The 23,005-nt window shown below is 67.1% G+C and carries 21 protein-coding genes and 2 riboswitches; of the genes, 19 read left to right on the plus strand and 2 right to left on the minus strand.

The features are described 5' to 3' along the window. Positions 1–28: 28 nt before the first annotated feature. Genes HAP41_RS19365 through cobJ form a run of 7 tightly spaced genes read left to right on the plus strand, consistent with a single transcriptional unit; the run spans position 29 to position 7,951 of the window. Positions 29–403: a DUF1636 family protein gene (locus HAP41_RS19365; RefSeq protein ID WP_028148471.1), complete on the plus strand. Its 375-nt coding sequence runs from the start codon at positions 29–31 to the stop codon at positions 401–403. Then, complete coding sequence (gene cobW / locus HAP41_RS19370) at positions 400–1,449, plus strand: cobalamin biosynthesis protein CobW (RefSeq protein ID WP_166097921.1); 1,050 nt, start codon at positions 400–402, stop codon at positions 1,447–1,449. The genes HAP41_RS19365 and cobW overlap by 4 nt, the downstream gene beginning before the upstream one ends. Continuing rightward, complete coding sequence (gene cobN / locus HAP41_RS19375) at positions 1,449–4,697, plus strand: cobaltochelatase subunit CobN (RefSeq protein WP_166097917.1); 3,249 nt, start codon at positions 1,449–1,451, stop codon at positions 4,695–4,697. Before cobW ends, cobN begins: the two co-directional genes overlap by 1 nt. Further along, complete coding sequence (gene cobG, locus HAP41_RS19380; RefSeq protein ID WP_166097912.1) at positions 4,694–5,857, plus strand: precorrin-3B synthase; 1,164 nt, start codon at positions 4,694–4,696, stop codon at positions 5,855–5,857. Before cobN ends, cobG begins: the two co-directional genes overlap by 4 nt. Beyond that, complete coding sequence (locus HAP41_RS19385; RefSeq protein ID WP_028148467.1) at positions 5,857–6,486, plus strand: precorrin-8X methylmutase; 630 nt, start codon at positions 5,857–5,859, stop codon at positions 6,484–6,486. Before cobG ends, HAP41_RS19385 begins: the two co-directional genes overlap by 1 nt. Positions 6,487–6,488: 2 nt before the next feature. Next, entirely contained in the window at positions 6,489–7,220 is a 732-nt protein-coding gene (locus tag HAP41_RS19390) for a precorrin-2 C(20)-methyltransferase (RefSeq protein ID WP_166097903.1), read from the plus strand. Continuing rightward, complete coding sequence (gene cobJ / locus HAP41_RS19395) at positions 7,217–7,951, plus strand: precorrin-3B C(17)-methyltransferase (RefSeq protein ID WP_166097899.1); 735 nt, start codon at positions 7,217–7,219, stop codon at positions 7,949–7,951. The genes HAP41_RS19390 and cobJ overlap by 4 nt, the downstream gene beginning before the upstream one ends. On the opposite strand, the gene HAP41_RS19400 is transcribed toward cobJ, so the two are convergent. After that, positions 7,927–8,673 carry a cobalt-precorrin-6A reductase gene (locus HAP41_RS19400; RefSeq protein ID WP_166097895.1) on the minus strand — a complete coding sequence of 249 codons (747 nt, stop codon included), beginning with the start codon at positions 8,671–8,673 and terminating at the stop codon, positions 7,927–7,929. The two genes, cobJ and HAP41_RS19400, sit on opposite strands and share 25 nt — an antisense overlap. Here HAP41_RS19400 and cbiT point away from each other — a divergent pair. The 8 genes from cbiT to cobT all read left to right on the plus strand — a co-directional run bounded on the left by cbiT (position 8,672) and on the right by cobT (position 15,868). After that, positions 8,672–9,853 (plus strand): precorrin-6Y C5,15-methyltransferase (decarboxylating) subunit CbiT, encoded by a 1,182-nt coding sequence (gene cbiT / locus HAP41_RS19405; protein WP_166097888.1) that lies wholly within the window; start codon positions 8,672–8,674, stop codon positions 9,851–9,853. The genes HAP41_RS19400 and cbiT overlap by 2 nt on opposite strands. Further along, positions 9,850–10,218, plus strand: coding sequence for a cobalamin biosynthesis protein (locus HAP41_RS19410; RefSeq protein ID WP_166097885.1), 369 nt, complete (start codon positions 9,850–9,852; stop codon positions 10,216–10,218). Before cbiT ends, HAP41_RS19410 begins: the two co-directional genes overlap by 4 nt. Beyond that, positions 10,215–10,997: a precorrin-4 C(11)-methyltransferase gene (gene cobM / locus HAP41_RS19415; RefSeq protein ID WP_166097878.1), complete on the plus strand. Its 783-nt coding sequence runs from the start codon at positions 10,215–10,217 to the stop codon at positions 10,995–10,997. Before HAP41_RS19410 ends, cobM begins: the two co-directional genes overlap by 4 nt. Beyond that, positions 10,997–12,307, plus strand: coding sequence for a cobyrinic acid a,c-diamide synthase CobB (locus HAP41_RS19420; RefSeq protein ID WP_166097874.1), 1,311 nt, complete (start codon positions 10,997–10,999; stop codon positions 12,305–12,307). The genes cobM and HAP41_RS19420 overlap by 1 nt, the downstream gene beginning before the upstream one ends. Then, positions 12,304–13,035, plus strand: a complete 732-nt coding sequence (gene cobA / locus HAP41_RS19425) for a uroporphyrinogen-III C-methyltransferase (RefSeq protein WP_028148459.1) — start codon at positions 12,304–12,306, stop codon at positions 13,033–13,035. The genes HAP41_RS19420 and cobA overlap by 4 nt, the downstream gene beginning before the upstream one ends. Positions 13,036–13,080: 45 nt before the next feature. Next, a riboswitch (cobalamin riboswitch) is annotated at positions 13,081–13,298 on the plus strand. A 37-nt stretch (positions 13,299–13,335) separates the two neighbouring features. Next, a complete protein-coding gene (locus HAP41_RS19430) occupies positions 13,336–14,013 on the plus strand; it encodes an energy-coupling factor ABC transporter permease (protein WP_063984424.1) in 678 nt (225 codons plus the stop codon). Positions 14,014–14,055: 42 nt separating this feature from the next. After that, the gene (gene cobF, locus HAP41_RS19435; RefSeq protein WP_166105907.1) at positions 14,056–14,805 is read left to right on the plus strand and encodes a precorrin-6A synthase (deacetylating); all 750 of its coding nucleotides are present in this window, start codon (positions 14,056–14,058) and stop codon (positions 14,803–14,805) included. Between the two features lie 10 nt (positions 14,806–14,815). Next, complete coding sequence (cobT, locus tag HAP41_RS19440; protein WP_166097867.1) at positions 14,816–15,868, plus strand: nicotinate-nucleotide--dimethylbenzimidazole phosphoribosyltransferase; 1,053 nt, start codon at positions 14,816–14,818, stop codon at positions 15,866–15,868. A gap of 6 nt (positions 15,869–15,874) precedes the next feature. Here the strand turns inward: cobT and HAP41_RS19445 are convergent, their stop codons facing one another. Further along, positions 15,875–16,447, minus strand: coding sequence for a histidine phosphatase family protein (locus HAP41_RS19445; protein ID WP_166097864.1), 573 nt, complete (start codon positions 16,445–16,447; stop codon positions 15,875–15,877). A gap of 71 nt (positions 16,448–16,518) precedes the next feature. Beyond that, a riboswitch (cobalamin riboswitch) is annotated at positions 16,519–16,720 on the plus strand. A gap of 115 nt (positions 16,721–16,835) precedes the next feature. Between HAP41_RS19445 and HAP41_RS19450 the strand changes: the two genes are divergently transcribed. The 4 genes from HAP41_RS19450 to hydA all read left to right on the plus strand — a co-directional run bounded on the left by HAP41_RS19450 (position 16,836) and on the right by hydA (position 22,925). Further along, positions 16,836–19,208 carry a TonB-dependent receptor gene (locus HAP41_RS19450; RefSeq protein WP_166097856.1) on the plus strand — a complete coding sequence of 791 codons (2,373 nt, stop codon included), beginning with the start codon at positions 16,836–16,838 and terminating at the stop codon, positions 19,206–19,208. Positions 19,209–19,220: 12 nt separating this feature from the next. Then, entirely contained in the window at positions 19,221–20,642 is a 1,422-nt protein-coding gene (locus HAP41_RS19455) for a PepSY-associated TM helix domain-containing protein (RefSeq protein ID WP_166097849.1), read from the plus strand. Between the two features lie 121 nt (positions 20,643–20,763). Then, entirely contained in the window at positions 20,764–21,504 is a 741-nt protein-coding gene (locus HAP41_RS19460) for a maleate cis-trans isomerase family protein (protein ID WP_166097846.1), read from the plus strand. A gap of 11 nt (positions 21,505–21,515) precedes the next feature. Further along, positions 21,516–22,925, plus strand: a complete 1,410-nt coding sequence (gene hydA, locus HAP41_RS19465; RefSeq protein ID WP_166105905.1) for a dihydropyrimidinase — start codon at positions 21,516–21,518, stop codon at positions 22,923–22,925. Positions 22,926–23,005 lie beyond the last annotated feature (80 nt).

Here is a 23,005-nt window from a genome sequence, read left to right on the forward strand (position 1 = left end):
CCTCCCGCTGTTTATCCTGGAAGAGGCGATGACCGTCACACTTCACGTCTGTATTACCTGCCGTGCCGGCCAGACGCTCGACGAGGGTGAGACGACGCCCGGCAAGCGCCTGCATGGTGCGATCCTCGACGCCGGCGTGCCCGAGGGCGTCAATGTGGTTCCCGTTGAATGCCTGTCGGCATGCAGCCAGGGTTGCTCGGTTGCGCTCAGCGCGCCCGGCCGCTGGTCCTATGTCTATGGTCGTCTGTCAGAGGCCCATGCGAGCGACGTGGTCGCGGGTGCTGCGGCCTATGCCGCCGCGCCCGACGGCCTCGTGCCCTGGCGCAGCCGTCCCGAAATCTTCCGCAAGCAATCGCTTGCCCGCATTCCCCCCATTGCCGTGTTGCCGGAGGCCGCCGAATGAACTCGCTCGCAAAAGTTCCTGTGACGGTGGTCACGGGTTTTCTTGGCTCCGGCAAGACCACGCTGATCCAGCATCTGCTCGCAAACCCTGGCGGCAAGAAGCTCGCCGTGCTCGTCAACGAGTTCGGCAGCGAGGGTGTCGACGGCGAGATCCTGAAATCCTGCGCCGACGCGAACTGCCCCGAGGAGAACATCGTCGAGCTCGCCAATGGCTGCATCTGCTGCACCGTTGCGGACGATTTCATTCCAACCATGGAAAAGCTGCTGGCGCGGCCGGTGCGGCCCGATCACATCCTGATCGAGACCTCGGGCCTGGCGCTGCCGAAGCCGCTGCTGAAGGCGTTCGACTGGCCGGAGATCCGCTCGCGGATCACGGTCGACGGCGTGATTGCACTGGCCGATGCCGAGGCTGTCGCCGCCGGCCGTTTTGCGCCGGACCCGGCTGCGGTGGAAGCGCAGCGCGCGGCGGATGGAAATCTCGATCACGAGACGCCGCTGTCGGAAGTGTTCGAGGACCAGATCGCCTGCGCCGACATCGTGCTGCTGACCAAGGCCGATCTTGCGGGCGCTGCAGGGATCGAAGCCGCGAAGGCCGCCATCACCGCGGAGATGCCGCGCCGCGTGCCGATGCTATCCGTCACCGATGGCGCGATCGATGCGCGCGTGATCCTCGGGCTCGGCGCCGCCGCAGAGAACGATCTCGCCGCGCGCCCCTCGCATCACGACGGCGAGGAGGATCACGAGCACGACGATTTCGCCTCCGTCGTGATCGATCTTCCTGAAATCAGCGACATCGACGCACTGGTCGCGTCGGTGCAGCGTCTTTCGCGCGAGCAGAACGTGCTGCGCGTCAAGGGCTATATCGCGGTCGCGGGCAAGCCGATGCGCCTGTTGCTGCAAGCGGTCGGCGAGCGCGTGCGCCACCAGTTCGACAAGCCCTGGGGCGGAGCTCTCAGGCAGTCGAAGCTTGTCGTGATCGGCGAGCACGGCGATATCGACGAGGCCGCGATCAAGGTCGGACTTGGGCTTTCAGGATCTGGTATCTGATGCACGTCGTCTTCCGCGAGAGCCGCGGTCTCGAGGAGACCGCGACGCCAAGGGACATCGGCCAGGACCCGGCCGATCTCGTGGTGCTCTCGTACTCGGATTCCGACCTTGCCGCGTTCGCGGCCGGCTGGCGGCGCGGCCGTAACAGCCTGCCGTCGCTGCGGCTCGCCAATCTCGCGGAGCTGCGGCATCCGTTGTCGGTCGACACCTATATCGAGCGCACGCTGTCGCAGGCGCGCGGCATCCTGGTGCGCCTGATCGGCGGTGAATCCTATTGGCCGTACGGGCTCGCGGCCCTGCAGCAGCTGGCGAAGGACCTCAATATCGTGCTGGCCGTGCTGCCGGCCGACGGCCGCGACGACACGCGGCTCGATGCCTACTCGACCCTGCCGGTTTCGACGCTGCGCCGGCTCAAGGTGCTCTGTGACACCGGCGGTCCTGTTGCAGCCCAGGCCGCGATCGCGCAGCTCGCGCTGGCCTCGGGCCTTTACGCAGGCCCGGTCGTCGGCGAGATGAACCTGCCTGAGATGGGCTTTTACGATCCCGCGCGTGGCGTCATTGCTGCGCCGATGGCAGGCGAGGGAAAGCCGCTCGCGCTCGTGACCTTCTATCGTTCCTATCTCACCGCCGCGGATACCGGGCCGGTCGACGCCCTGATCGCGGCGCTGCGCGAGCGCGGCTTTGACGCGTACGGCGTGTTCGTCACCTCGCTGAAGGCTCCGGGCGTTGCGGATTGGCTGCGGACGTATTTCGCGACGAATCCTCCGGCCGCGATCGTCAACGCGACGGCTTTCTCGGCGATGGGCGACGACGGCACGACACCGTTTGATGCTGCATCGTGTCCCGTCTTCCAGGTCGCGCTCTCATCGGCACGGCGCGAGGACTGGGCGGAGTCGCTGCGCGGCCTGTCGCCCGGCGATCTCGCGATGCATGTGGTGCTGCCGGAGGTCGACGGCCGCCTGTTCGCGGGCGTGGTGAGCTTCAAATCGGCCGCGGAGCGTGATCCCGATCTGCAATTTTCGCATCTGGCGCACCGGCCCGACGAGGAGCGCGTCAAGGCCGTCGCCGCGCGCGTTGCGGCCTGGCGGCGCCTCGCGGCGACGCCAGCCGCCGAGAAGCGGGTGGCGCTCGTGCTCTCGAACTACCCGGGCCGTCCGCATCAGATCGCGCATGCCGTCGGGCTCGATGTGCTGGCGTCGGTGGAGGCATTGCTGTCTGACCTGACAGAGGCCGGCTTCGATGTTGTGCCGGTCTCCGCACTTGGCGAAACGTTGCTGAAGCAGCAACTGACCTGGAGCGTCGCCGACTACCGCGCGGCGCTCTCGCGCCTGCCGCAAGCCTTGCAGGATGATCTCGCGCAGGCCTGGGGCGCGCCGGAGGATGACCCGAGCTGTCGCGACGGTGCATTTCAATTCGCAGCCGTCGCAAGTGGCCGATCGATCATCGCGGTTCAGCCCGAGCGCGGCGATGCGACCACGCGCGATGCCGACTATCACGATCTTGCCCGCACACCGCGCCTTGCCTATGTCGCGTTCTATCTCTGGCTCCGCGGGCAGGCCATCGATGCCGTTGTGCACATGGGCGCCCATGGCACGCTGGAATGGCTGCCCGGAAAATCCGTGGCGCTGTCCTCACATTGCTGGCCGGAAGCCCTGATCGGCGATCTGCCGGTCATCTATCCCTTCATCGTCAACGATCCCGGCGAGGCCGCGCAGGCCAAGCGGCGCTTGGGTGCCGTCACCATCGGCCATCTGCCGCCGCCGCTGGAACAATCCGCGGTGCCGGACGGCCTGCGCCGGCTCGAACGTCTGCTGGACGAATATTCGACCGCCGATGGCCTCGACCCCGCCAGACGTCAGCGTCTGATCGCCGCGATTCGCGACGAAGCGAGTGCGGCGGGCCTCGAGGACGATCTCGGTCTCGATGCATCGGCTGCACCGGCGGAAGCGATCCCGCGGATCGATCGCTTCGTCTGCGATCTCAAGGAGAGCCAGTTCGGCGACGGGTTGCACGTGTTCGGCCGCGGCACTTGCGCCGACGCGGAGCGCGATGCGTTGCGTTCCGCCCTCGCGGGGCAGCGCGTTGCGCCGGGGCCGTCGGGCTCGCCGTATCGCGGACGCCAGGACGTTCTGCCCACGGGGCGCAATCTCTTTGCCGTCGATCCGCGAGCGGTGCCGACGCCGTCGGCGCATGCGCAAGGCATCAGGCTCGCGGAAGAGCTGCTGCGTCGCCATTTGCAGGATCACGGCGACTGGCCGAAAGGCCTCGTGGTCGATCTCTGGGGCTCGGCGACGATGCGGACCGCCGGCGAGGAGTTCGCTATGGCGCTGCATCTCGCCGGCCTTGCGCCGCGCTGGGATCACGCCTCCGGCCGCGTCACCGGCTACGACATCATCGCGCCGGCCGAGCTCGGGCGCCCCCGTATCGACGTCACGCTCCGCGTGTCGGGCCTGTTCCGCGATGTCTTCTCCGGCCTTGCGCAATTGTTCGAGGCCGCCGCCGAGACGCTCGCGTCGCGCGAGGATGAGGGCGACGAGAATCCCTATCGCCACCGCGCCTCGCGCGTGTTCGCGCCGCGTCCCGGACAATATGGCGTCGGCCTGTCCGCGATCCCCGATGCCTTCACGGCCGAGACGCGTGATGCCGCCGGCGAAGCCTGGCTTTCGGCATCGTCCTGGGCGTTCTCGGCGGACGGTGCGATGCAGCCGGATCGTGCCGGCATCGAGACGCGGCTCGCAGCCGCCGATGCTTTCGTGCACGTCCAGGACTTGCCGGAGACCGATCTTCTGCTCGCCGCGGATTACGCCGCGCATGAAGCAGGCATCGCGGCGGCCGCAGCGCATCTCGGTGCGGCAGGACCATCGCTCTATCACCTCGATACGACGCGGCCCGAGCAGCCGCACGCGCGGACGCTGACCGAGGAAATCTCCCGTGTCGTTCGCGCACGCGCGGCCAATCCGGCCTGGATCGCCGGCATGATGCGGCATGGTTTTCGCGGCGCCGCCGAGATTACCGCGACGCTGGAGCACATGGCCGCCTTCGCGCATCTGGCCGGCGCCGTACCGCCGCATCTGTTCGATCTCTACTACGATGCGACGCTCGGCGACGCCGATGTCCGCAGCTTCATGGCCCGCGAGAATCCGGCGGCGCTCGCCGCGATGGAGACCTGCTTCACACGCCTGCACGAAGCCTCGCTCTGGCGAACGCGCCGCAATTCGATCGCGGCTGCGCTGAAGGAGGCTTCATGAGTGCGGCCGCGATCAAGGGCTGGTGTCCCGGCGCGTTGCGCCCGATGCAATCGGGCGATGGGCTCGTGGTTCGCGTGCGCCCGTTCGGCGGAAGGCTTGAAGCCGCGCAAGTCGCCGGCCTTGCCGAGCTCGCCGAACGCTACGGCAACGGCCTCATCGATGTGACGAGCCGGGCCAACCTCCAGATCAGGGGCGTCAGCGAGCAGGGCCATCGCCGGCTGCTCGATGGACTCGCGTTGCTGCGGCTGCTCGACCCCGATTCCGACATCGAAGCCCGACGCAACATTTTGGTGACGCCGTTCTGGAACAGCGGTGATGAGACACAGGCGCTCGCCGCGGAGCTTGAGGAAGCGCTCGCCGACAGCGCGCTCGATCTTCCCACAAAGTTCGGCTTCGCCATCGATGATGGAAAGTCGCGCGTACTCGCCGGCGATTCCGCCGACGTGCGCATCGAACGCGATCGCGACGGCCGGCTCGTGGTGCGGGCCGATGGCGCAAGGCTCGGCCGCTCGGTCGCACGCGGTGAGGCCGTGAGCACGGCGCTCGCGCTCGCGAACTGGTTCATCTCGTCCGGCGGTGCGAAGGGCGGGCGAGGGCGCATGGCAGCCCATATCGCGGCCAGCGCGGAATTGCCTCAGTCGTTGAGCGGCGAAACCGAGCCTGCTCCGGTCATGGCCGCGTCACGACCCGGGCATTATCCGCATGGCGCCCTGGTCGGCGTCGCGTTCGGGCAGATGCTGCACACGACGCTCCATCAATTTTCCGGCTGCGGACATGCGCTGCGCATGACGCCATGGCGGATGGTGCTGAGCGAGGGCAAGCGCGAGATGCCGAGCGGGGCAGGCCTCATCACCGAGCCTTACGATCCGGCGTTGCGCGTGATTGCTTGTAGCGGCGCGCCGCGTTGCCGCGAGGCGCATGCCGATACCCGCGCACTCGCTTCCGCCCTTGCGCCGCGTATTGCCCTCGATACGCGCCTTCACGTCTCCGGCTGCGCCAAGGGCTGCGCGCGTTCCGGCGCGTCCGCGGTGACGCTGGTTGCGACCAGCGCCGGATTCGATCTCGTCCGCGACGGCTCGACCCGCGATGAGCCGGTTTTACGCGGCCTCAACGGTGCCGACATCGTCAGTGATCCCTCCATCCTGGTCGGAGGCCACTGATGCCGCACACCTACGAGACCGACGGCGCGGCGATCTACCGGCAATCCTTCGCGACCATCCGGGCAGAGGCCGATCTTGCCCGCTTTACGCCGGACGAGGAGCAGGTGGTGGTGCGGATGATCCACGCCGCCGGCATGGTGGGCCTCGAGGCGCATATCCGCTTCACATCAGGCATGGCGACTGCTGCGCGCGCAGCCTTGCAGAGAGGCGCGCCGATCCTGTGCGACGCGCGCATGGTCTCGGAAGGAATTACGCGCGCGAGACTGCCGGCGGCCAACGCCGTGATCTGCACGCTCGGCGACGAGGCCGTTCCCGCGCTCGCGCAGTCCATGCGCAATACGCGGTCCGCAGCGGCGCTGGAGTTGTGGCGACCGCATCTCGACGGCGCAATCGTTGCGATCGGCAACGCGCCGACCGCGCTGTTTCATCTCCTCAACATGCTCGAGGACCCGGGCTGCCCGCGGCCCGCAGCGATCATCGGCTGCCCGGTCGGCTTCGTCGGCGCGGCCGAATCCAAGGCTGCGTTGATGGCCGATCCGCCGGTGCCGGCGCTGACAGTCGAGGGCCGCCTCGGCGGCTCCGCGATCACGGTCGCCGCCGTGAATGCACTGGCGAGCCGGAGCGAATAGCCATGGGACGCATCATCTGCTGCGGTCTCGGCCCAGGTGATCCTGATATGATGAGCGTGCGCGCCGACCGGACGGTGCGCGGTGCGAAGCATGTCGCCTATTTTCGCAAGAAGGGCCGGCCCGGCCAGGCGCGGCGGATCGTCGAAGGCATGTTGGCCTCCGACGTTACCGAGTACGCAATGGAATATCCTGTTACGACGGAGCTCGCCTTCGATAGCCCGGAATATGTGCAGCTGCTCGCCGGCTTCTACGACGAATGGGCGGAACGGCTGGCGCGGCTTTCGCGTGCGGTGGACGTCGTCGTGCTCTGCGAGGGCGATCCTTACTTTTACGGCTCCTTCATGCATCTGCACACGCGCCTGCAAGGCCGTGTCGAGATCGAGGTGATCGCGGGCATTCCCGGCATGGTCGGCTGCTGGAACGGCGTCGGCCGGCCGATCGCGCTTGGTGACGACGTGACGACGGTGCTGATGGGCACGCTCGCGGAAGACGAGCTCGAACGGCGCATGCGCGATTCCGATGCGCTGGTCATCATGAAGACCGGCCGCAATCTTTCAAAGGTGCGTCGCGCGCTGGCGTCCGCCGGCCGGCTGGACGATGCCTGGCTGGTCGAGCGCGGCACCATGCCGGGCGAGCGCGTGGTGCGGCTCGCCGACATCGATGCCGCTGAGTGTCCTTACTTCGCGATCGTGCTCGTGCACGGCAAGGGCCGGCATCTGGACGCCGCCGAATGACGGGCAGGCTGACCATCGCGGGCCTCGGGCCGGGCAGCGATGCGCTGGTGACGCCCGAGGTCTCCGCCGCCCTTGTCGCCGCCACCGACATTCTGGGCTATGCGCCTTATGTTGCGCGCGTGCCGCCGCGGGCAGGGCTCACCTTGCACCCCTCCGACAATCGCGAAGAGCTGCAGCGCGCGGGTGAGGCCCTGCGGCTTGCGGCCGAAGGCGGGCAGGTCGTCGTCGTCTCCTCCGGCGATCCCGGCGTCTTCGCGATGGCGTCGGCCGTGTTCGAGGCGCTCGAACAGGCGCCGCAGTTGCGCGAGCTTCCCATTCGCGTTTTGCCCGGCATCACAGCGATGCTGGCGGCAGCCGCGCGCGCTGGTGCGCCGCTCGGCCATGATTTCTGCGCGATCAATCTCTCCGACAATCTCAAGCCGCGGGCGGTGATCGAGAAGCGCCTGCGGCTGGCCGCGGAAGCCGATTTTGCCATTGCGATGTACAATCCCCGTTCTGCGAGCCGGCCGGAGGGTTTTGGCCGCGCGCTTGCGGTGTTGAAGGACGCCGGCTGCGGCGAGCGCCTCGTGATCTTCGCGCGCGCGATCAGCGCCGCTGATGAAAGGATCGAGACCGTCACGCTGAACGAAGCGACGCCCGAGATGGCCGACATGCGCACGCTTGTGATCGTCGGCAACTCGCAGACGCGTCGCGTCGGCCGCTGGGTCTATGCCCCGAGGCAGGCGCGATGACCGAGCCACTGCATGATCTCTGCCACGCTCTCAACCCGCAGCCGTTCGGGCAGTTTTGGCCGCGCGATCATGATCACGGGCAGGCCGAGCATGCGGGTCGCGTCGATCTTGGCACGTGCACCGTCGCCGCCGGAATTGCGGGCGACGATCCATGCGATGCCGCGCGCGCGCATCATTTCGAGCTCGCCGTCGAACGTGAACGGCCCGCGCGACACGATCACGTCCGCAGCGAAGGGCAGCGGTGCTTCGGGCGGATCGACGAACCGCAGCGTGTAGACGTGCTGCGGCTTCGTCGCGAACGGTGCGATGTGCTGGCGGCCGATGGCGAGAAACACGTTTGCGGGCGACTCGGGCAACGCGGCGGCTGCGGCGGTGACGTCGGCGACTTCGATCCAGTTGTCGCCGGGGGCCTTCGTCCAAGGCGCGCGTTCGAGCGCGATCAGCGGCGTTCCCGTTTGCGCGCACGCCTGGACCGCGTGGCGGCTCATCTCGGCAGCGAAGGGATGCGTGGCGTCGATCACATGCGTGATGCGCTCACGGCGAATATAGTCGGCGAGCCCGCTCACGCCGCCGAAGCCGCCGATGCGGGTCGGCAGCGGCTGATCGGCGGGCGCGCGGGTTCGGCCGCCATAGGAATACACGGCGTCGATGTGCGCGCGTGCGACTTCCGCGGCGAGCAAGCTCGCATCGGCGGTTCCGCCCAGAATGAGGGCGCGCGTCATGGCTGATCCCTGGCTGACCATCATCGGTATCGGCGAAGATGGCCTTGCCGGGCTGTCCGAAGCAAGCCGAAAGGCGCTCGACGATGCCGAAACCGTCTTCGGTGGTGAACGGCATCTCGCGCTCGCGGGAGTGACCAGGCGCGGTCGGCCTTGGCCGGTGCCGTTCGACGCAGACATCGTGCTGAGCTGTCGCGGCCGGCCGACGGCGGTGCTGGCCTCCGGCGATCCGTTCTGGCACGGCGCGGGTGCAGGTCTTGCCGAGAAGCTCGATGCCAACGAGTGGATCGCGCATTCGGCGCCATCGACCTTCTCACTCGCCGCCGCGCGGCTCGGCTGGCGCCTCGAAGCCATCGCCTGTCTCGGGCTTCATGCCGCGCCGTTCGAGCGTCTCGTGCCGCATCTGGCGCCCGGTGCGCGCATCATTTGCCTCGTGCGCGACGGCAAGGCGGCCGGTGATCTCGCCAAATGGCTGAGCGAGCGCGGGTGGGGCGCCTCGGCGTTCTGGGCTCTCGCCGCGCTCGGCGGGCCGCGCGAAAGCATCGCTGAGCATCGTGCCGACAGCTTTGCGGGCGATCTGGGCGAAAACCTGGTCGCAGTAGCGGTCGAGGCGAGGGGAGGGCAAGGCATTCCCAGCAGCTCCGGCCTGTCAGACGATCTCTTTGCTCACGACGGCCAGATCACCAAGCGGCCGGTGCGCGCGCTGGCGCTCTCGGCGCTGGCGCCGCGTCCCGGCGAGCGGCTGTGGGATATCGGCGCGGGTTCTGGCTCGATCTCAGTGGAATGGGCGCTGTGCGGCGGGACGGCGACCGCCATCGAGGCGCGCGACGATCGCGCCGCGAATATCCGCAGCAATGCAACAGCGTTCGGATTGGCGCATCGGATCACCGTCATCACGGGGAGCGCGCCGAAAGCTTTTGCTGCGTTGGAAGCGCCGGATGCCGTCTTCATCGGTGGCGGTCTCGATATCGCGATGTTCGATGCCATCTGGTCGCGGCTTGCGCCGGGTGCGCGGCTCGTCGCGCATGCGGTAACGCTGGAAACGGAAGCGCTGCTCGGCGAGCTGCACCAGCGTCACGGCGGCGAGCTGATGCGGGTCGAGATCGCACATGCCGGCCCGCTCGGCCGCTACAGGTCCTGGGAAGCGTCGCGACCCGTGGTGCAGTGGAGTGCGGTTCGATGAAAGTCGCCGGACTCGGATTCAAGAAGGATGTGACGTTGGCTTCGTTGCGCGAGGCGCTGCTGGCTGCCGGTGGTTTCGAAGGCCTTGCGGCGGTCGCGACTGTCAGCGACAAGGCCGACGCGGAAGCGCTAAAGCAGCTCGCGCGCGAATGCGGTGTGCCGATCAAGGCGGTCTCGGCTGAAGCGTTGGCCAACATCCATACGCCGACGCAGTCAAAACTCGTCGCGGAAAAGTTCGGCACGGGCTCGGTCGCTGAAGCCGCTGCGCTCGTTGCGGCTGGCCCTCGCGCGCGATTGATTGCGACGCGGGCGGTCTCGCGGGATCGCACCGCGACCGCCGCGATCGCAGAGGGAGACGGCGCATGACGGTGCACTTCATCGGTGCCGGGCCGGGCGCTCCGGATTTGCTGACGTTGCGCGGACGCGACTTGATCGCGGCCTGTCCGGTCTGCCTCTATGCGGGCTCGCTGGTGCCCGAGGGCGTGCTGGCGCATTGCCCGCCCGGCGCGCGCATCGTCAACACCGCGCCGCTGTCGCTCGACGAGATCATTGCGGAGATCGCCGCCGCGCATGCCGCCGGCAAGGATGTTGCCCGCTTGCATTCCGGCGATCTCGCGATCTGGTCGGCGATGGGCGAGCAGCTCCGCCGCCTGCGCGCGCTCGGTATTCCCTACACGGTCACGCCGGGCGTGCCGTCCTTCTCGGCCGCCGCCGCCGCGCTGGAGACCGAGCTGACGCTGCCCGGTCTTGCCCAGTCAGTCGTGCTGACGCGCACGCCGGGCCGCGCCAGCGCAATGCCTGAGGGCGAAAAGCTCGCAGCGTTTGCCGCCACCGGTGCGGTGCTCGCGATCCATCTGTCGATCCATCTGCTCGACAAGGTCGTCGCCGAGCTGACGCCGCATTACGGCGCGGATTGCCCCGTCGCGATCGTCTGGCGCGCGAGCTGGCCGGACCAGCGCATCGTTCGCGCCACGCTGGCGACGCTCGATGCCGCCGTCGGCACCGAGATGGAGCGCACGGCACTCATTTTGGTTGGCAAGACGCTTGGCGCTGCGGACTTTGACGAGAGCCGCCTCTATGCCGTCGACTACGACCGCCGCTATCGGCCGGTCGGCGCCGATCCGCGCTTTCCGGAGGCATCGTGATGCCGGCAGGCCTCGTCATCTCCGCGCCGGCCTCCGGCGTCGGCAAGACCACGCTGACGCTGGCGCTGGCGCGCGCCTGGCGCAATCGCGGATTGAACGTGCAGTGCTTCAAGAGCGGGCCCGATTATATCGATCCCGCCTTCCATGCCGCTGCGACGGGGCGCGCTTCCGTCAACGTCGATAGTTGGGCGATGGATCGCGGGACGATTGCTCATCTCGTCGGTCGCGGCACTGATGCCGATGTCGTGCTCGCGGAGGGCTCGATGGGCCTGTTCGACGGCGTCGCCGCGCGCGGCGTCTCCGGCACCGGCGCCACCGCCGACATTGCGGAGATGCTGGGCTGGCCGGTGCTGCTGGTGATCGATCCCTCCCGACAGGCGCAGACCGCGGCGGCGATCGCCGCAGGCCTTCGTGACTATCGCGCGGGTGTGCGCCTTGCCGGCGTCGTGCTCAATCGCGTCGCCAGCCCGCGGCATGAAGATGTCGTCCGGCGTGCGCTGAACGACGCCGGCATCGCCGTGTTCGGCGCGCTGCCGCGCCATGCCGAAATCAGCCTGCCGAAACGGCATCTCGGCCTGGTGCAGGCCGAAGAGCAGGCCGAGATCGGCAAGCTGATCGACGAAGCCGCGCGGTTCGTCGCCGAGCATGTCGATCTCGATGCGGTGCTGCGATCGGCAGCAAGCTGGTCGCCCCAGCCGGCGGCAAGCGGCATGAATGTGACGCCGCCCGGGCAGCACATTGCGTTGGCCCGCGATGCCGCGTTCTCCTTCATCTATCCGCACATGCTGGAAGCGTGGCGCGCGGCTGGCGCCGAGATCTCGACATTCTCGCCGCTTGCCGATGAAGCGCCTGACGCGAGCGCCGATGTCTGCTGGCTGCCCGGCGGCTATCCCGAACTGCATGCCGGCACGATCGCGGCCAGTGCCCGCTTTCGCAGCGGCTTGCGCGCGTTCGCTGATACACGGCCGGTGCACGGCGAATGCGGAGGCTATATGGTGCTGGGAACCGCTCTGACCGACGCCGACGGCATCCGTCATGAGATGACGGGCCTGCTCGGACTGGAGACAAGCTTTGCCAAGCGCCGCATGCATCTGGGCTATCGTCTCGCTGCGCTCGCCGCGCCGATGCCGGGCCATCAGGTCGGCGCGCGCCTGCGCGGTCATGAGTTCCACTATTCGACGATTATCGCGCAGCCGGATACGCCGCTGGCGGTCGTGCACGATGCAACAGGCGCGGTCATCGCCGAGACCGGCTCGCGCCGCGGCCTTGCCACCGGCACGTTCTTCCACCTGATCGCGGAGGATCGGTGAGCGGTTTTGTCACTTTCATCTCGGCCGGCCCCGGCGACCCCGAGCTCCTCACGCTCAAAGGCGCCGCGCGGCTGCGCGATGCCGACGTCGTGCTCTATGACGACCTCGCCTCCGGCGCGATCCTCGATCTGGCCCGGCCCGGCGCCAATCTCGTCGCGGTCGGGAAGCGGGCAGGGCGGCCCTCGACCAAGCAGCACCACGTCAACCGCCTGCTGATCGACTACGCCGCGGCCGGCGTCCGTGTGGTGCGGTTGAAATCGGGCGATGCCGGTATCTTTGGCCGGCTCGAGGAGGAACTGGAGGCGCTGCGCGAAGCCGGCATCGGCTACGAGATCATTCCCGGAATCACCTCGGCCTGTGTCGCCGCCGCGCAAGCCGGCATTCCCCTGACCCGGCGCCACACCTCGCGCCGGGTGCAGTTCGTGACCGGGGCCGATGTCACCGGCGAGCTGCCGCAGAATTTGAACTGGGCGGCGCTGGCGGATCCCGAAGCGACCACCGTGGTCTATATGGGCCGGCGCACCTTTCCGGCGCTTGTCGCAAAATTGATCGAGCACGGCCTCGCGCCGGATACCCCGGCGCTGTTCGCCGAATCCCTCGGTCGTCCCGACGAGCGGCTGGTCCGCACCACCATTGCCGAGCTGGCCGAACAGCTTGCGCGGGGCGGCGCGGCCTCGACGGCGGCGGTGATCCTGTTTGGCGCGCTGGCGGGCGATTATCCGTCATGACCGTCCCGGCCGCCCTTCGCCCCTTGACGCCCGGCTGGCGAAAGGGGCACACAGGAGACGCATGGTGCTCGAGGCGGCGGAAACCGCCGGAGCATAATCGGGAATGGGGGTGGGCGGACAGTTGCGCCGCCCAAAACCCCAGCCGCCCTTGCGACTGTAAGCGGTGAGGGACTCCGATCAGCCACTGGGCCGCAAGGCCCGGGAAGGCCGGAGAACCCCAGTGAACCGCGAGCCAGGAGACCGGCCGTGCATGTTTTGTGGCCAAGGCCGTCGGGTGTGACGGCAGGAAGGAACTGAACCATGCATATCGAACCCGGAGTCGTATCGGGCGCCAAGCTCGTGTTGAGTTACGCAACCGGCATCGCCGTCGGCGGCGTTGCGCTGAAGCTCGCGGTCGAGACCGTGCGCGAGCAGGGCATCACGTCGTTCGCGGCGCGGACGCTCGCCACCACGGGCCTCGTGTTCGTCTTCTTCGAGATCCTGCCGCACTTCCCGGTCGGCGTCTCCGAGGTGCACTTCATCCTCGGCTCGACCCTGTTCCTGCTGTTTGGGGCAGCGCCCGCGGCCTTCGGCCTTGCGTTCGGACTGTTGTTCCAGGGCATCTTCTTCGAGCCGCCCGATCTGCCGCAATTCGGCATGAACGTCACCACGCTGCTGGTGCCGCTGTTCGGGATCCAGGCGATCGCCGCGCGGATCATTGCCCGCAACACCGCCTATGTCGATCTCAGGTATCGCCAGGCGCTGGCGCTGTCGACCACGTATCAGGCCGGCGTCATCGCCTGGGTCGCGTTCTGGGCGCTCTATGGCTCCGGCTTCGGTGCGACCAACCTCGTCAACATCGCGACCTTCGCGGCCTCCTACGCGCTCGTTATCGTGATCGAGCCGCTGGCCGACCTCGGCGTGCTGGCGCTGGCAAAATCGCTGCGCGGCGTCACCGCGCCCGGTCTCGTCACGCCGCGCCTGCACAACGCGGCTTAAGAGACAAAGGGGGCGGCCGTCATGGCCGCCCCTGCACGCGCGATGCTCACGCTCTTCCTGATAGGCATCGGTTGCGGTGATCCCGGGCAGCTCACGCGCGCTGCCGTTCAAGCCATCAACGCGGCCGATCTGATCCTGATCCCGCGCAAGGGGATGGCGAAGTCCGATCTCGCAGATCTCAGGCGGACGATTTGCGCGGATGTACTCACCAATCAAGCGACGCGCATTGCCGAGTTCGATCTTCCCGTGCGCGAAGCCGGTGAAGCGGACTATCACAAGGGCGTGGACGATTGGCACGATGCCGTGGCCGCGGCGTGGTCGCGGACGATCGCGAGCCAGCTCGGTGATGATGGCAAGGTCGCGCTGCTGATCTGGGGCGATCCCTCGCTCTACGATTCCTCGCTGCGCATTGCGCGGCGGCTCGATCCCTTGCCTGATATCGACGTCGTGCCCGGCATCACTTCGATCCAGGCGCTATGCGCGGCGCATGCGCTGCCGCTCAACGACATCGGCGAGCCTTTCCTGGTCACGACGGGACGCCGCTTGCGCGAAGGCGGCTGGCCGCAGGGCGTCGATACCGTGGTGGTGATGCTCGACGGCAGCACGGCGTTCCAGTCGCTCGATCCAGCCGGGTTGCACATCTGGTGGGGCGCCTATCTCGGCATGCCCGATCAAATCGTCATGTCGGGCGTTCTGGCCGAGATCGGCCCGAGCATCGTCGCCGCGCGACAGGATGCGCGCGAGCGGCACGGCTGGATCATGGACAGCTACATTCTCAAGCGCAGGCCGTAAGCGAGGCAGCATGCTCCCCGATTGGGTCACCCGGAAATGCCCAGATGTCTCCGCTGTCCATCGCGAGGCGGCGCTCGCGCGGCAGGCGCAACTCACAAAACCGGCCGGCGCGCTCGGCCGGCTGGAGCAGCTTGCGGTCGAGCTTGCGGGCCTGCAAGCGACCGAGCAGCCGCGCGCCGCGCGGGTGCCGATCATCGTCTTCGCCGGCGATCACGGCATCGTCGCGCAGGGCGTGTCGGCCTATCCGCAAGGAGTGACCATCGCGATGATGGCGAATTTTGCCTCGGGCGGTGCCGCAATCTCGGTGCTGGCGCGTGAGCTTGGCTCAAACCTTGAGGTCGTCGATGCCGGCACGCTGGCGCAGGAGGAGATCGCGGGCGTCGTTACCGACAAGCCGCGCAGCGGCACGCGCGACTTCAGCGTGGAAGCCGCGCTCACCCCCACGGAGCTGGCATTCGCCTTCGAGGCCGGTCAGCGCGCAGTCGCGCGCGCAGACGCCGGCAGGCCCGATCTCCTGATCTTCGGCGAGATGGGCATCGGCAATACCACGACGTCGGCGGCGATTGCGGCGAGCCTGCTCGGCATCAGTGCCGAGGAGATCGCGGGCAGCGGTACCGGCGTCGACGCGGCCGGCCGCGTGCACAAGGCGCGCGTGATCGACGCTGCGATCGCGCATCATAGCGTTGCAGGTGCTTCGCCGGAAAAGATTCTGTGCGCCGTCGGCGGCCTCGAAATCGCGGCGATCTGCGGCGCCATCATTGCGGCTGCGCAAGCCCGCATTCCCGTGTTGATCGATGGCTTCATCGTATCCGTGGCAGCGCTGGCGGCGGTGCGGCTGAACCCGTCGTGCCAGCCATTCCTGCTGCCGTCGCATCAATCGGCGGAGCAGGGGCATCGGCTGGTGCTGCGCGCGCTGAACGTGCTGCCGTTGATCAGCCTCGATCTCAGGCTCGGCGAAGGATCGGGTGCCGCCATCGCGCTGCCGCTGGTGCGGCTCGCGTGCAGCCTTCACAACGGCATGGCGACCTTCGCGCAGGCCAATGTGCCGGATCGCCCGGCCTGATCCGGCTCAAGCCGCGCGCTGATTGACCGCGACGACGCGCCAGCCGGTGGCGAGGCGGTCGATCCGGGTCAGTGACAACGGATCGATCACGAAGCGCAAGGCCGCTTGTGGTGTCAGATCCAGCGCAATGCAGAGTGCGGCGCGGATGGTGCCGGAATGCACGACGAGCGTTGCTGAGCCGGCGCCGATTTGCGCGAGACCCAGCCGGACGCGCGCGACCTGATCCTCAAAACTTTCGCCGCCCGGCGGCCGCCCGTGCGCCGGATTGCTCCAGAACTGCGCATAGGCCTCCCCGCCGCTCGCGGCGAGTTCGTCATGCCGCCGGCCGGTCCAGTCGCCAAAATCCTGCTCACTGAATTCGGGCACCAACGCGGGTTCGAGTCCCAGCGCGCGCGCCGTCTCAACCGTGCGTCGCGCCGGGCTCGCAAAGCTCGCAGCATCTGGCGGGAGCCTCTGCCGCAAGGCCTCCAGTTGCACGCGGTCGCCGAGATCGGCGGGCGCGTCGGCCGCGTGGATCGTCCCTTTGACGCCGTCGACGGGCGCATGCCGTATCAGCCAGAGGAAGGTCTCGCCTTCCATGCCTATCTCCAAGGAAGTTGGTCGCTGTGGTAATAACGTCGTATCGGCACATTGACTCTGTCTTGTTGGTAATCCTAGATGGCTTTGACGGTTTCCCCGAGTGGGGATGAAAAGGGAATGCGGTGCGGGGATTTTGTCCCCAATGCCGCGGCTGCCCCCGCAACTGTAAGCGGCGAATCTTGCGTCACGAGCCACTGGGTATCTCGGTCCCGGGAAGGCGATGCAAGGTACTGACCCGCGAGCCAGGAGACCTGCCGTCAGCCGTGGTCACACGCGAAGATGTCGGTCGGGGAGTACAGACATTCGGCTTCATCGGAAGGCTCAAAGGCCGGAGGTGGGACCTGGTTCGCTGTGACGTGCCACTGACGTCATACCGAGGTCCCGAACTGTGTCTTCCATTCGTCTTGTCCGACCGCGTTGCTTCCTGCTCGCTTCCGCCGCGCTTACTTCATTTGCAGTCGCCGATCTGCCCGCAGCGCTGGCGCAGCAGGCCCGCGAGCCGCTGCCGCCGGTCGAGGTGTCGCCCGCCCAATCCCGCAAACCGGCAAAGCCGGCGGCCCGGGACGCGCAGAGCCCACGCCGCGCAGCATCGCGCAGGCCAGCGGCCGCATCGGCCGCGGCCAAGCCCGTCGTGCCGACCGCGGCGGCGCAGACGCCGCTCAACACCAATGTGGTTGCCGAGAGCGCCTCGCGCCTCGGCCTGACCGTGCAGGAGACACCCGCGACCGTCGAAGTCATCTCGGCCGAGACCATGCGGGAGCAGGGCTATCGCACCGTGTCGGAGGTGGCGCAGGGCGCGGTCGGTGTCACCTCCGGCGACAATCCGGCCGAGCCCGCAGCTTTCTCCATGCGTGGCTTCACCAACAGCCAGATCAACATGCTCTACAACGGCATCAAGATCGGTCCGCAGAACATGACCTCGCGGATCACGGATACGGCCAATCTCGCAGCCGTGGAATTTTTGAAAGGTCCGGCCTCGCTGATGTCGGGCGAAGGTGCCGCCGGTGGCGCAATCAACTTGATCACGAAGCAGCCACACACCGGGCCGATCCGGAATGAAGCTGACTTTTCCTGGGATTCGCTCAACTCGTTCGGCGTCCATTACGGCTCGGGCGGCAGCACCAACGTCCAGGGGCTCGACTACCGCTTCGACATCAGCCGCGCCTCGCTCAATGGCTTTGCCGACGACACCAATACCAAGACGTTGGATGTGTCTGGCCAGCTCAATTACCGCATCTCCGACAGCCTCAAGATCTGGGGCGCGATCGAGTACCGGGAAGATCGCTCGAAGGCCTATTGGGGCGCACCGCTGGTACCGATCGCCTTCAGCGGCTCGCATGCGACGAGCGGCATTGTTTCGGGCAATTACGTCTCGAACTTCAACAAAACGAATCTCGGTGCGATCACGATCGACGATCGTACCTTCAACACCAATTACAACGTTCTCGACAACCGCAACGTGGCACAAGAGGTGTGGCTGCGCGGCGGCTTCGAACTGAAGCTGGCGCCTGACCTGACGCTGAAGAGCCAAGCCTATGCCTATGGCGCGGAGCGTACCTGGTTCAACAACGAGATCGAGGCTTTCAATGCCAGTACGGGCCTGCCCAACTCGAACATGGTCGATCGCGAGCGCTTCTATGTTGCACATAGCCAACGCCTTGTCGGCAACATTACCGACCTGATTTGGGACGCTAATATCGCAGGCTTCGACAACCGCCTGGTCACGACACTTTCGTCCAGCTATCTCGATTTCGTCAGGCCAGGCGCGGCCAACTTCCCGGACGATTACGTCTCGCTCGTCAATCCCGACCGTGGCCTTTACGGCCTGCTCACGACGCAGCAGCAGACCGCGCGTATCGACAACGAGGCGCTGTCGTTCGAGGACCGGCTGAAACTGACGCGCAGCTTTGCGCTGATCGGCGGCCTCCGCGTCGAGCATATCGGGCTTGACCGCAACTGGACCGACAAGAACGGGCTGGAAAAGGCGGGCTTTCCGTACACGAAAGACTGGGCGCCGGTGACGGGTCGTATCGGCTACACGTGGGAGGCCGTGCCCGGCCTGACCTTCTTCAGCCAGTACGCGACCGGCGCGGACGTCTCGGCCAATAACATTTTCCTGCTTCTGCCGACGCAGCCGCTCGACCTGACGACGGCGCGCACCTATGAGACGGGCATCAAGCGTCTGTTCTGGGACAACCGGGCGGAGTGGTCGTTCTCGGCCTACGACATCCTGCGCAAGAACGTCTATGCAGCGGCCGGCGGCATGCAGCTCAACATCGCAGGCCGGCAGGAGTCGAAGGGCGTCGAACTCGCCGCGGCAGTACGCCCGATCGATCCCCTGCGGCTCTGGGGCAACATCGCCTATGTCGATGCACGCTATGCCGACTACAATTTTGCCGGTGGTTCGTTCTCCGGCAACACGCCGCCGAACGTGCCGCGTGTCGTGGCCAATGCCGGTGCGTCGTACCGGTTCTTCACGCCCTGGCCGGTGGAACTCGGCATCATCGGCCGCTATGTCGGCGACCGCTACAACACCGATGCCAACGTCGTGACGATGAAGGCCTACACCGTCGCCGACGTCTACGCCTTCGTCGACATCCCGAAGGCGGTGTTCAACGCGGTCGACCAGGCCCGTCTGGGCTTCCGCGTGCGCAACATCACCGACAAGCGCTACGCGATCTGGGGCGATCCGTTCTATCCCGACCAGATCCTGCTCGGTGCGCCCAGGACCTATGAGCTCTCGGCCGCGTTCAAATGGTAGGGCGCTGACCACATGATGAACGCGATCGTGCTGCTGCATCGCTGGCTCGGGATCGCGTTCTGCCTGCTGTTCGCGATGTGGTTCGCGAGCGGAATCGTGATGCACTTCGTCCCGTTTCCGTTGTTGACGGAGGCGGAACGTTTTTCCGGGCTCGCGCCGGTGGCTGGCGGAGAGGTGAGGATTGCGGTCGCGGATGCCGTCGCCGCGAGCGGGGTCACGGACGCCACGCGCGTTCGCCTGGTCCAGCGGAGCGACGGGCCGGTCTATGTCGTGTCGGACCCGTCGCGTGTGCGCGCGGTCCATGCCTCCGACGGACGGGATGCATCGGTGACGTCCGCCGACGTCGCGGTCGGTATCGCGCGGGATCATGCCCGGCAACGCGGGCTCGATGCCGCGCGGGCGGCGATGATTTCGGGCGCGGATTATGATCAATGGAGCGTACCCAACGGCTTTGATCGATACCGGCCTCTGTTGCGCGTCGCTCTTGGCGATGCAGCCGGAACCGAGGTCTATGTCTCCTCGCGCACCGGCGAAGTCGTGCTGGATACGACCCGCAGCGAGCGCGGGTGGAATTGGGCCGGCAGCGTCCTGCACTGGATCTATCCGACGGTCCTGAGGAGCAACTGGTCCCTTTGGGATCAGGTGGTCTCGACATTGTCGCTGGTGGCTTTTATCGCCGCGACGCTCGGCGCGGTGCTCGGAATTATCAGGATCAGGATTCGAGGGCGTCGGGTCTCGTCGCCTTATCGCGGCTGGCACGCACTGCATCACATCATTGGTCTCGTCGCGACCGTTTTCGTGCTGACCTGGAGTTTCAGTGGCTGGCTCTCGATGGATCACGGCCGGCTGTTCTCGCGCGGGGAGCTGACCCCGACCGAAGCGGGCGTGGCGTATGCCGCGCCTGACTGGACGACGGCCCCACCGGTCGGTCAGCCGTCGGCTCGCGACATCGAATGGTTCGCCGTCAACGGTGTTGTCTACCGGCGCGACCGGACCGGCCTCGCCAGTCAGACCTTAACCAAAACGGAGGAGGCGAGCCGCAGCCGGCAGGTGGCATTCCTCGGCGAGAAGGATGTCCATGACCTGACGACGCGCCTTGCGCCGGGTTGCGGCGCCCCGTCCGTTCTAGCCGACAATGACGACTATCCCGCGCACTCGGCTGTCCCCGGAGCGCCCGTCTATCGCTCCCGATGCGGCGACCTCTGGTTCGACATCGACGGTGCCGACGGCCGTGTGCTGCAAAGACTGGATGCCTCGCGGCGCGCCTATCGCTGGTTCTATAGCGCGCTTCACACGCTCGATTTTCCCGTTCTCATGGCGCATCCGCGTCTGCGCGATATCCTGGTCGTCGGGTCCTGCTTGCTGGGGCTGGTATTTTCCGTCACCGGCATCGTCATCGGCTGGCGGCGCTTGCGGTCGACCTTCGCGGCTTGAGCTGCGTATCGAACAAATCATATGCGCCATGCAGATTGCGGGTTGCGCGGGCGATGGCAGGCGCGGATGATCGTCCGAGGGGGCGCAGCGGTGCGCTCTCTCAATGGGGCGATCGTGATCGATGTCAATTCAGCGCAAGCGCCTCGGCATGATGACCCCGTCGTCCAACTCGGTGCTGGAGCCCATCACCAGTTCCATGCTGCATGGCGTGGCCGGCGTCACCGCTCATTTCTCGCGCTTCCGCGTTACCGAGATCGCGCTCGATGCCGCGGCGCTGAACCAGTTCGATGCCTCGGTGATGCTGCCGGCGGCGGATCTGCTGGCGGACGCCAAGGTCGATGCCATTGCCTGGAACGGCACGTCGGCAAGCTGGCTTGGTATCGGCCGCGACAGGAGCCTGTGCGAAGCGATCGCGGCGCGGACCGATATCCCGGCGACGACCTCCACGCTCGCCTGCATCGACGCCGTCCGCGCGCTCGGCGCCGGACGCGTCGGCCTGGTTTCACCCTATACGGACGACGTGCAACGGCGGATCGGCGATGTCTGGGTCGAGGAGGGGATCGCCCCTCACGCCGAGCGGCATCTCGGCCTGCGCGATAACTTTTCCTTCGGTGAGGTCACGCCCGCGACGATCGCCGACATGATCCGCGCGGTCGCGGCGGACGGCGCCGATGCCGTCGTCATTCTCTGCACCAATCTCGACGGCGCCGCGCTGGCGGCCTCGCTCGAACAGGAGTTGGGCATCGCCGTGCTGGACTCGGTCGCGGTCACGTTGTGGCGGACGCTCGAACTCGCCGGTGGCGACATCGCGGCCCTTGCGGCGTGGGGCCGGATCTTCCAGACATCAGCGATCATCAAGTGACGGAGACGCCTGTGACGCAGCTCGATCTCGCCATTCGCGGCGGCACCATCGTGACGGCCAGCGACGAGTTTCGCGCCGATATCGGCATTCGCGACGGACGCATCGTCAACATCGCCGACCGCATTGAAGGCGCGGCGCGCGAGATCGACGCAACGGGTCTGCTGGCGCTGCCGGGCGGGATCGACAGCCACGTCCACATCTCCCAGGCCTCCGGACCCGACGTCGTGATGGCCGACGATTTTGCTTCGGCAACGCGCGCGGCGGCGGCCGGCGGCAACACCATGGTGCTGCCCTTCGCGCTCCAGGAGAAGGGGACGTCGCTGCGCACCTGCGTCGAGAACTACCGTAAGCTCGCCGAGGGCGAGTGCTACATCGACACCGCTTTCCACCTCATCATCTCCGACCCCACCGCGGTCGTGCTCGGGCAGGAGCTGCCGGCTCTCGTCAAGGACGGCTACACCTCGTTCAAGGTGTTCATGACCTATGACGACCTCGTGCTCAGCGACATGCAGCTGCTGGAAGTGTTCGACGTCGCGCGCCGCGAGGAGGCGCTGGTCATGGTCCATTGCGAGGGCTACGACGCGATCCGTTTCCTCACCGCCAAGCTCGAACGCGAGGGCCACATCGCGCCCTATTATCACGGCGTGTCGCGGCCGCAGGCCGTCGAGCGCGAGGCGACGCATCGCGCCATCAGCCATGCCGAGGTGATCGGCGTTCCCATCATGATCGTCCACGTCTCCGGGCGCGAGGCGATGGAGCAGGTGCGCTGGGCCCAGCAGCGCGGACTGCCGGTGCATGCCGAGACCTGTCCGCAATACATCACGCTGACGGCCGACGACATGAAAGGCCTGAACATGGACATGTCAGGCGCAAAGTATGTCTGCTCGCCGCCGCCGCGCGATGCCGAAAGCCAGCAGGCGATCTGGGAAGGGATCACCACGGGTGTGTTCCAGACCTTCTCGTCCGATCACTGCCCGTTCCGCTACGACGATCCCAAGGGCAAGCTGACGCCGAATTCCCGCACCTCGTTCCGCTGGGTGCCGAACGGCATCCCCGGCGTCGAGACCCGGTTGCCGATCCTGTTCTCCGAGGGCGTGTCGAAGGGGCGGATCAGCTTGCAGAAATTCGTCGAGCTGACTGCGACAAATCATGCGCGGATCTACGGGCTCTATCCGCGCAAGGGCTCGATCGGCGTCGGCTTCGACGCCGACATCGTCCTATGGGATCCCGAATTGAAGAAGCCGATCCGGCAGGCCGACCTGCACCACGGCGCGGACTATACGCCGTGGGAAGGCTTCGACGTCACCGGCTGGCCCGTCACCACCATCGCGCGGGGCCGCGTGGTGTACGAGAAGGGCAGGATCGTCGGCGACAAGGGCGTGGGCGAGGTGCTCAGCCGCGGCAAGTCAAGCCTGGTGTGACGGAAAAATCATCGCATCGGGACGACGCCATGTCGTCCGTTGCGCATACCATCCTCGCGCTGCTGCGGCATCATTGATCC

The organism is Bradyrhizobium barranii subsp. apii, assembly GCF_011516635.5.
Classification (GTDB): Bacteria; Pseudomonadota; Alphaproteobacteria; order Rhizobiales; family Xanthobacteraceae; genus Bradyrhizobium; species Bradyrhizobium barranii.

What these genes read in the sequence shown, in the direction of transcription:
- cobG (WP_166097912.1), top strand. Translation starts at nt 4,694, where the DNA reads ATGAGTGCGGCCGCGATCAAGGGCTGGTGTCCCGGCGCGTTGCGCCCG.
- cobJ (WP_166097899.1), top strand. Translation starts at nt 7,217, where the DNA reads ATGACGGGCAGGCTGACCATCGCGGGCCTCGGGCCGGGCAGCGATGCG.
- HAP41_RS19385 (WP_028148467.1), top strand. Translation starts at nt 5,857, where the DNA reads ATGCCGCACACCTACGAGACCGACGGCGCGGCGATCTACCGGCAATCC.
- HAP41_RS19410 (WP_166097885.1), top strand. Translation starts at nt 9,850, where the DNA reads ATGAAAGTCGCCGGACTCGGATTCAAGAAGGATGTGACGTTGGCTTCG.
- HAP41_RS19460 (WP_166097846.1), top strand. Translation starts at nt 20,764, where the DNA reads ATGTCAATTCAGCGCAAGCGCCTCGGCATGATGACCCCGTCGTCCAAC.
- cobN (WP_166097917.1), top strand. Translation starts at nt 1,449, where the DNA reads ATGCACGTCGTCTTCCGCGAGAGCCGCGGTCTCGAGGAGACCGCGACG.
- cobF (WP_166105907.1), top strand. Translation starts at nt 14,056, where the DNA reads ATGCTCACGCTCTTCCTGATAGGCATCGGTTGCGGTGATCCCGGGCAG.
- HAP41_RS19420 (WP_166097874.1), top strand. Translation starts at nt 10,997, where the DNA reads ATGCCGGCAGGCCTCGTCATCTCCGCGCCGGCCTCCGGCGTCGGCAAG.
- cbiT (WP_166097888.1), top strand. Translation starts at nt 8,672, where the DNA reads ATGGCTGATCCCTGGCTGACCATCATCGGTATCGGCGAAGATGGCCTT.
- cobW (WP_166097921.1), top strand. Translation starts at nt 400, where the DNA reads ATGAACTCGCTCGCAAAAGTTCCTGTGACGGTGGTCACGGGTTTTCTT.
- HAP41_RS19430 (WP_063984424.1), top strand. Translation starts at nt 13,336, where the DNA reads ATGCATATCGAACCCGGAGTCGTATCGGGCGCCAAGCTCGTGTTGAGT.
- HAP41_RS19455 (WP_166097849.1), top strand. Translation starts at nt 19,221, where the DNA reads ATGATGAACGCGATCGTGCTGCTGCATCGCTGGCTCGGGATCGCGTTC.
- HAP41_RS19400 (WP_166097895.1), bottom strand. Translation starts at nt 8,673, where the DNA reads ATGACGCGCGCCCTCATTCTGGGCGGAACCGCCGATGCGAGCTTGCTC.
- cobM (WP_166097878.1), top strand. Translation starts at nt 10,215, where the DNA reads ATGACGGTGCACTTCATCGGTGCCGGGCCGGGCGCTCCGGATTTGCTG.
- HAP41_RS19390 (WP_166097903.1), top strand. Translation starts at nt 6,489, where the DNA reads ATGGGACGCATCATCTGCTGCGGTCTCGGCCCAGGTGATCCTGATATG.
- cobT (WP_166097867.1), top strand. Translation starts at nt 14,816, where the DNA reads ATGCTCCCCGATTGGGTCACCCGGAAATGCCCAGATGTCTCCGCTGTC.
- HAP41_RS19365 (WP_028148471.1), top strand. Translation starts at nt 29, where the DNA reads ATGACCGTCACACTTCACGTCTGTATTACCTGCCGTGCCGGCCAGACG.
- HAP41_RS19445 (WP_166097864.1), bottom strand. Translation starts at nt 16,447, where the DNA reads ATGGAAGGCGAGACCTTCCTCTGGCTGATACGGCATGCGCCCGTCGAC.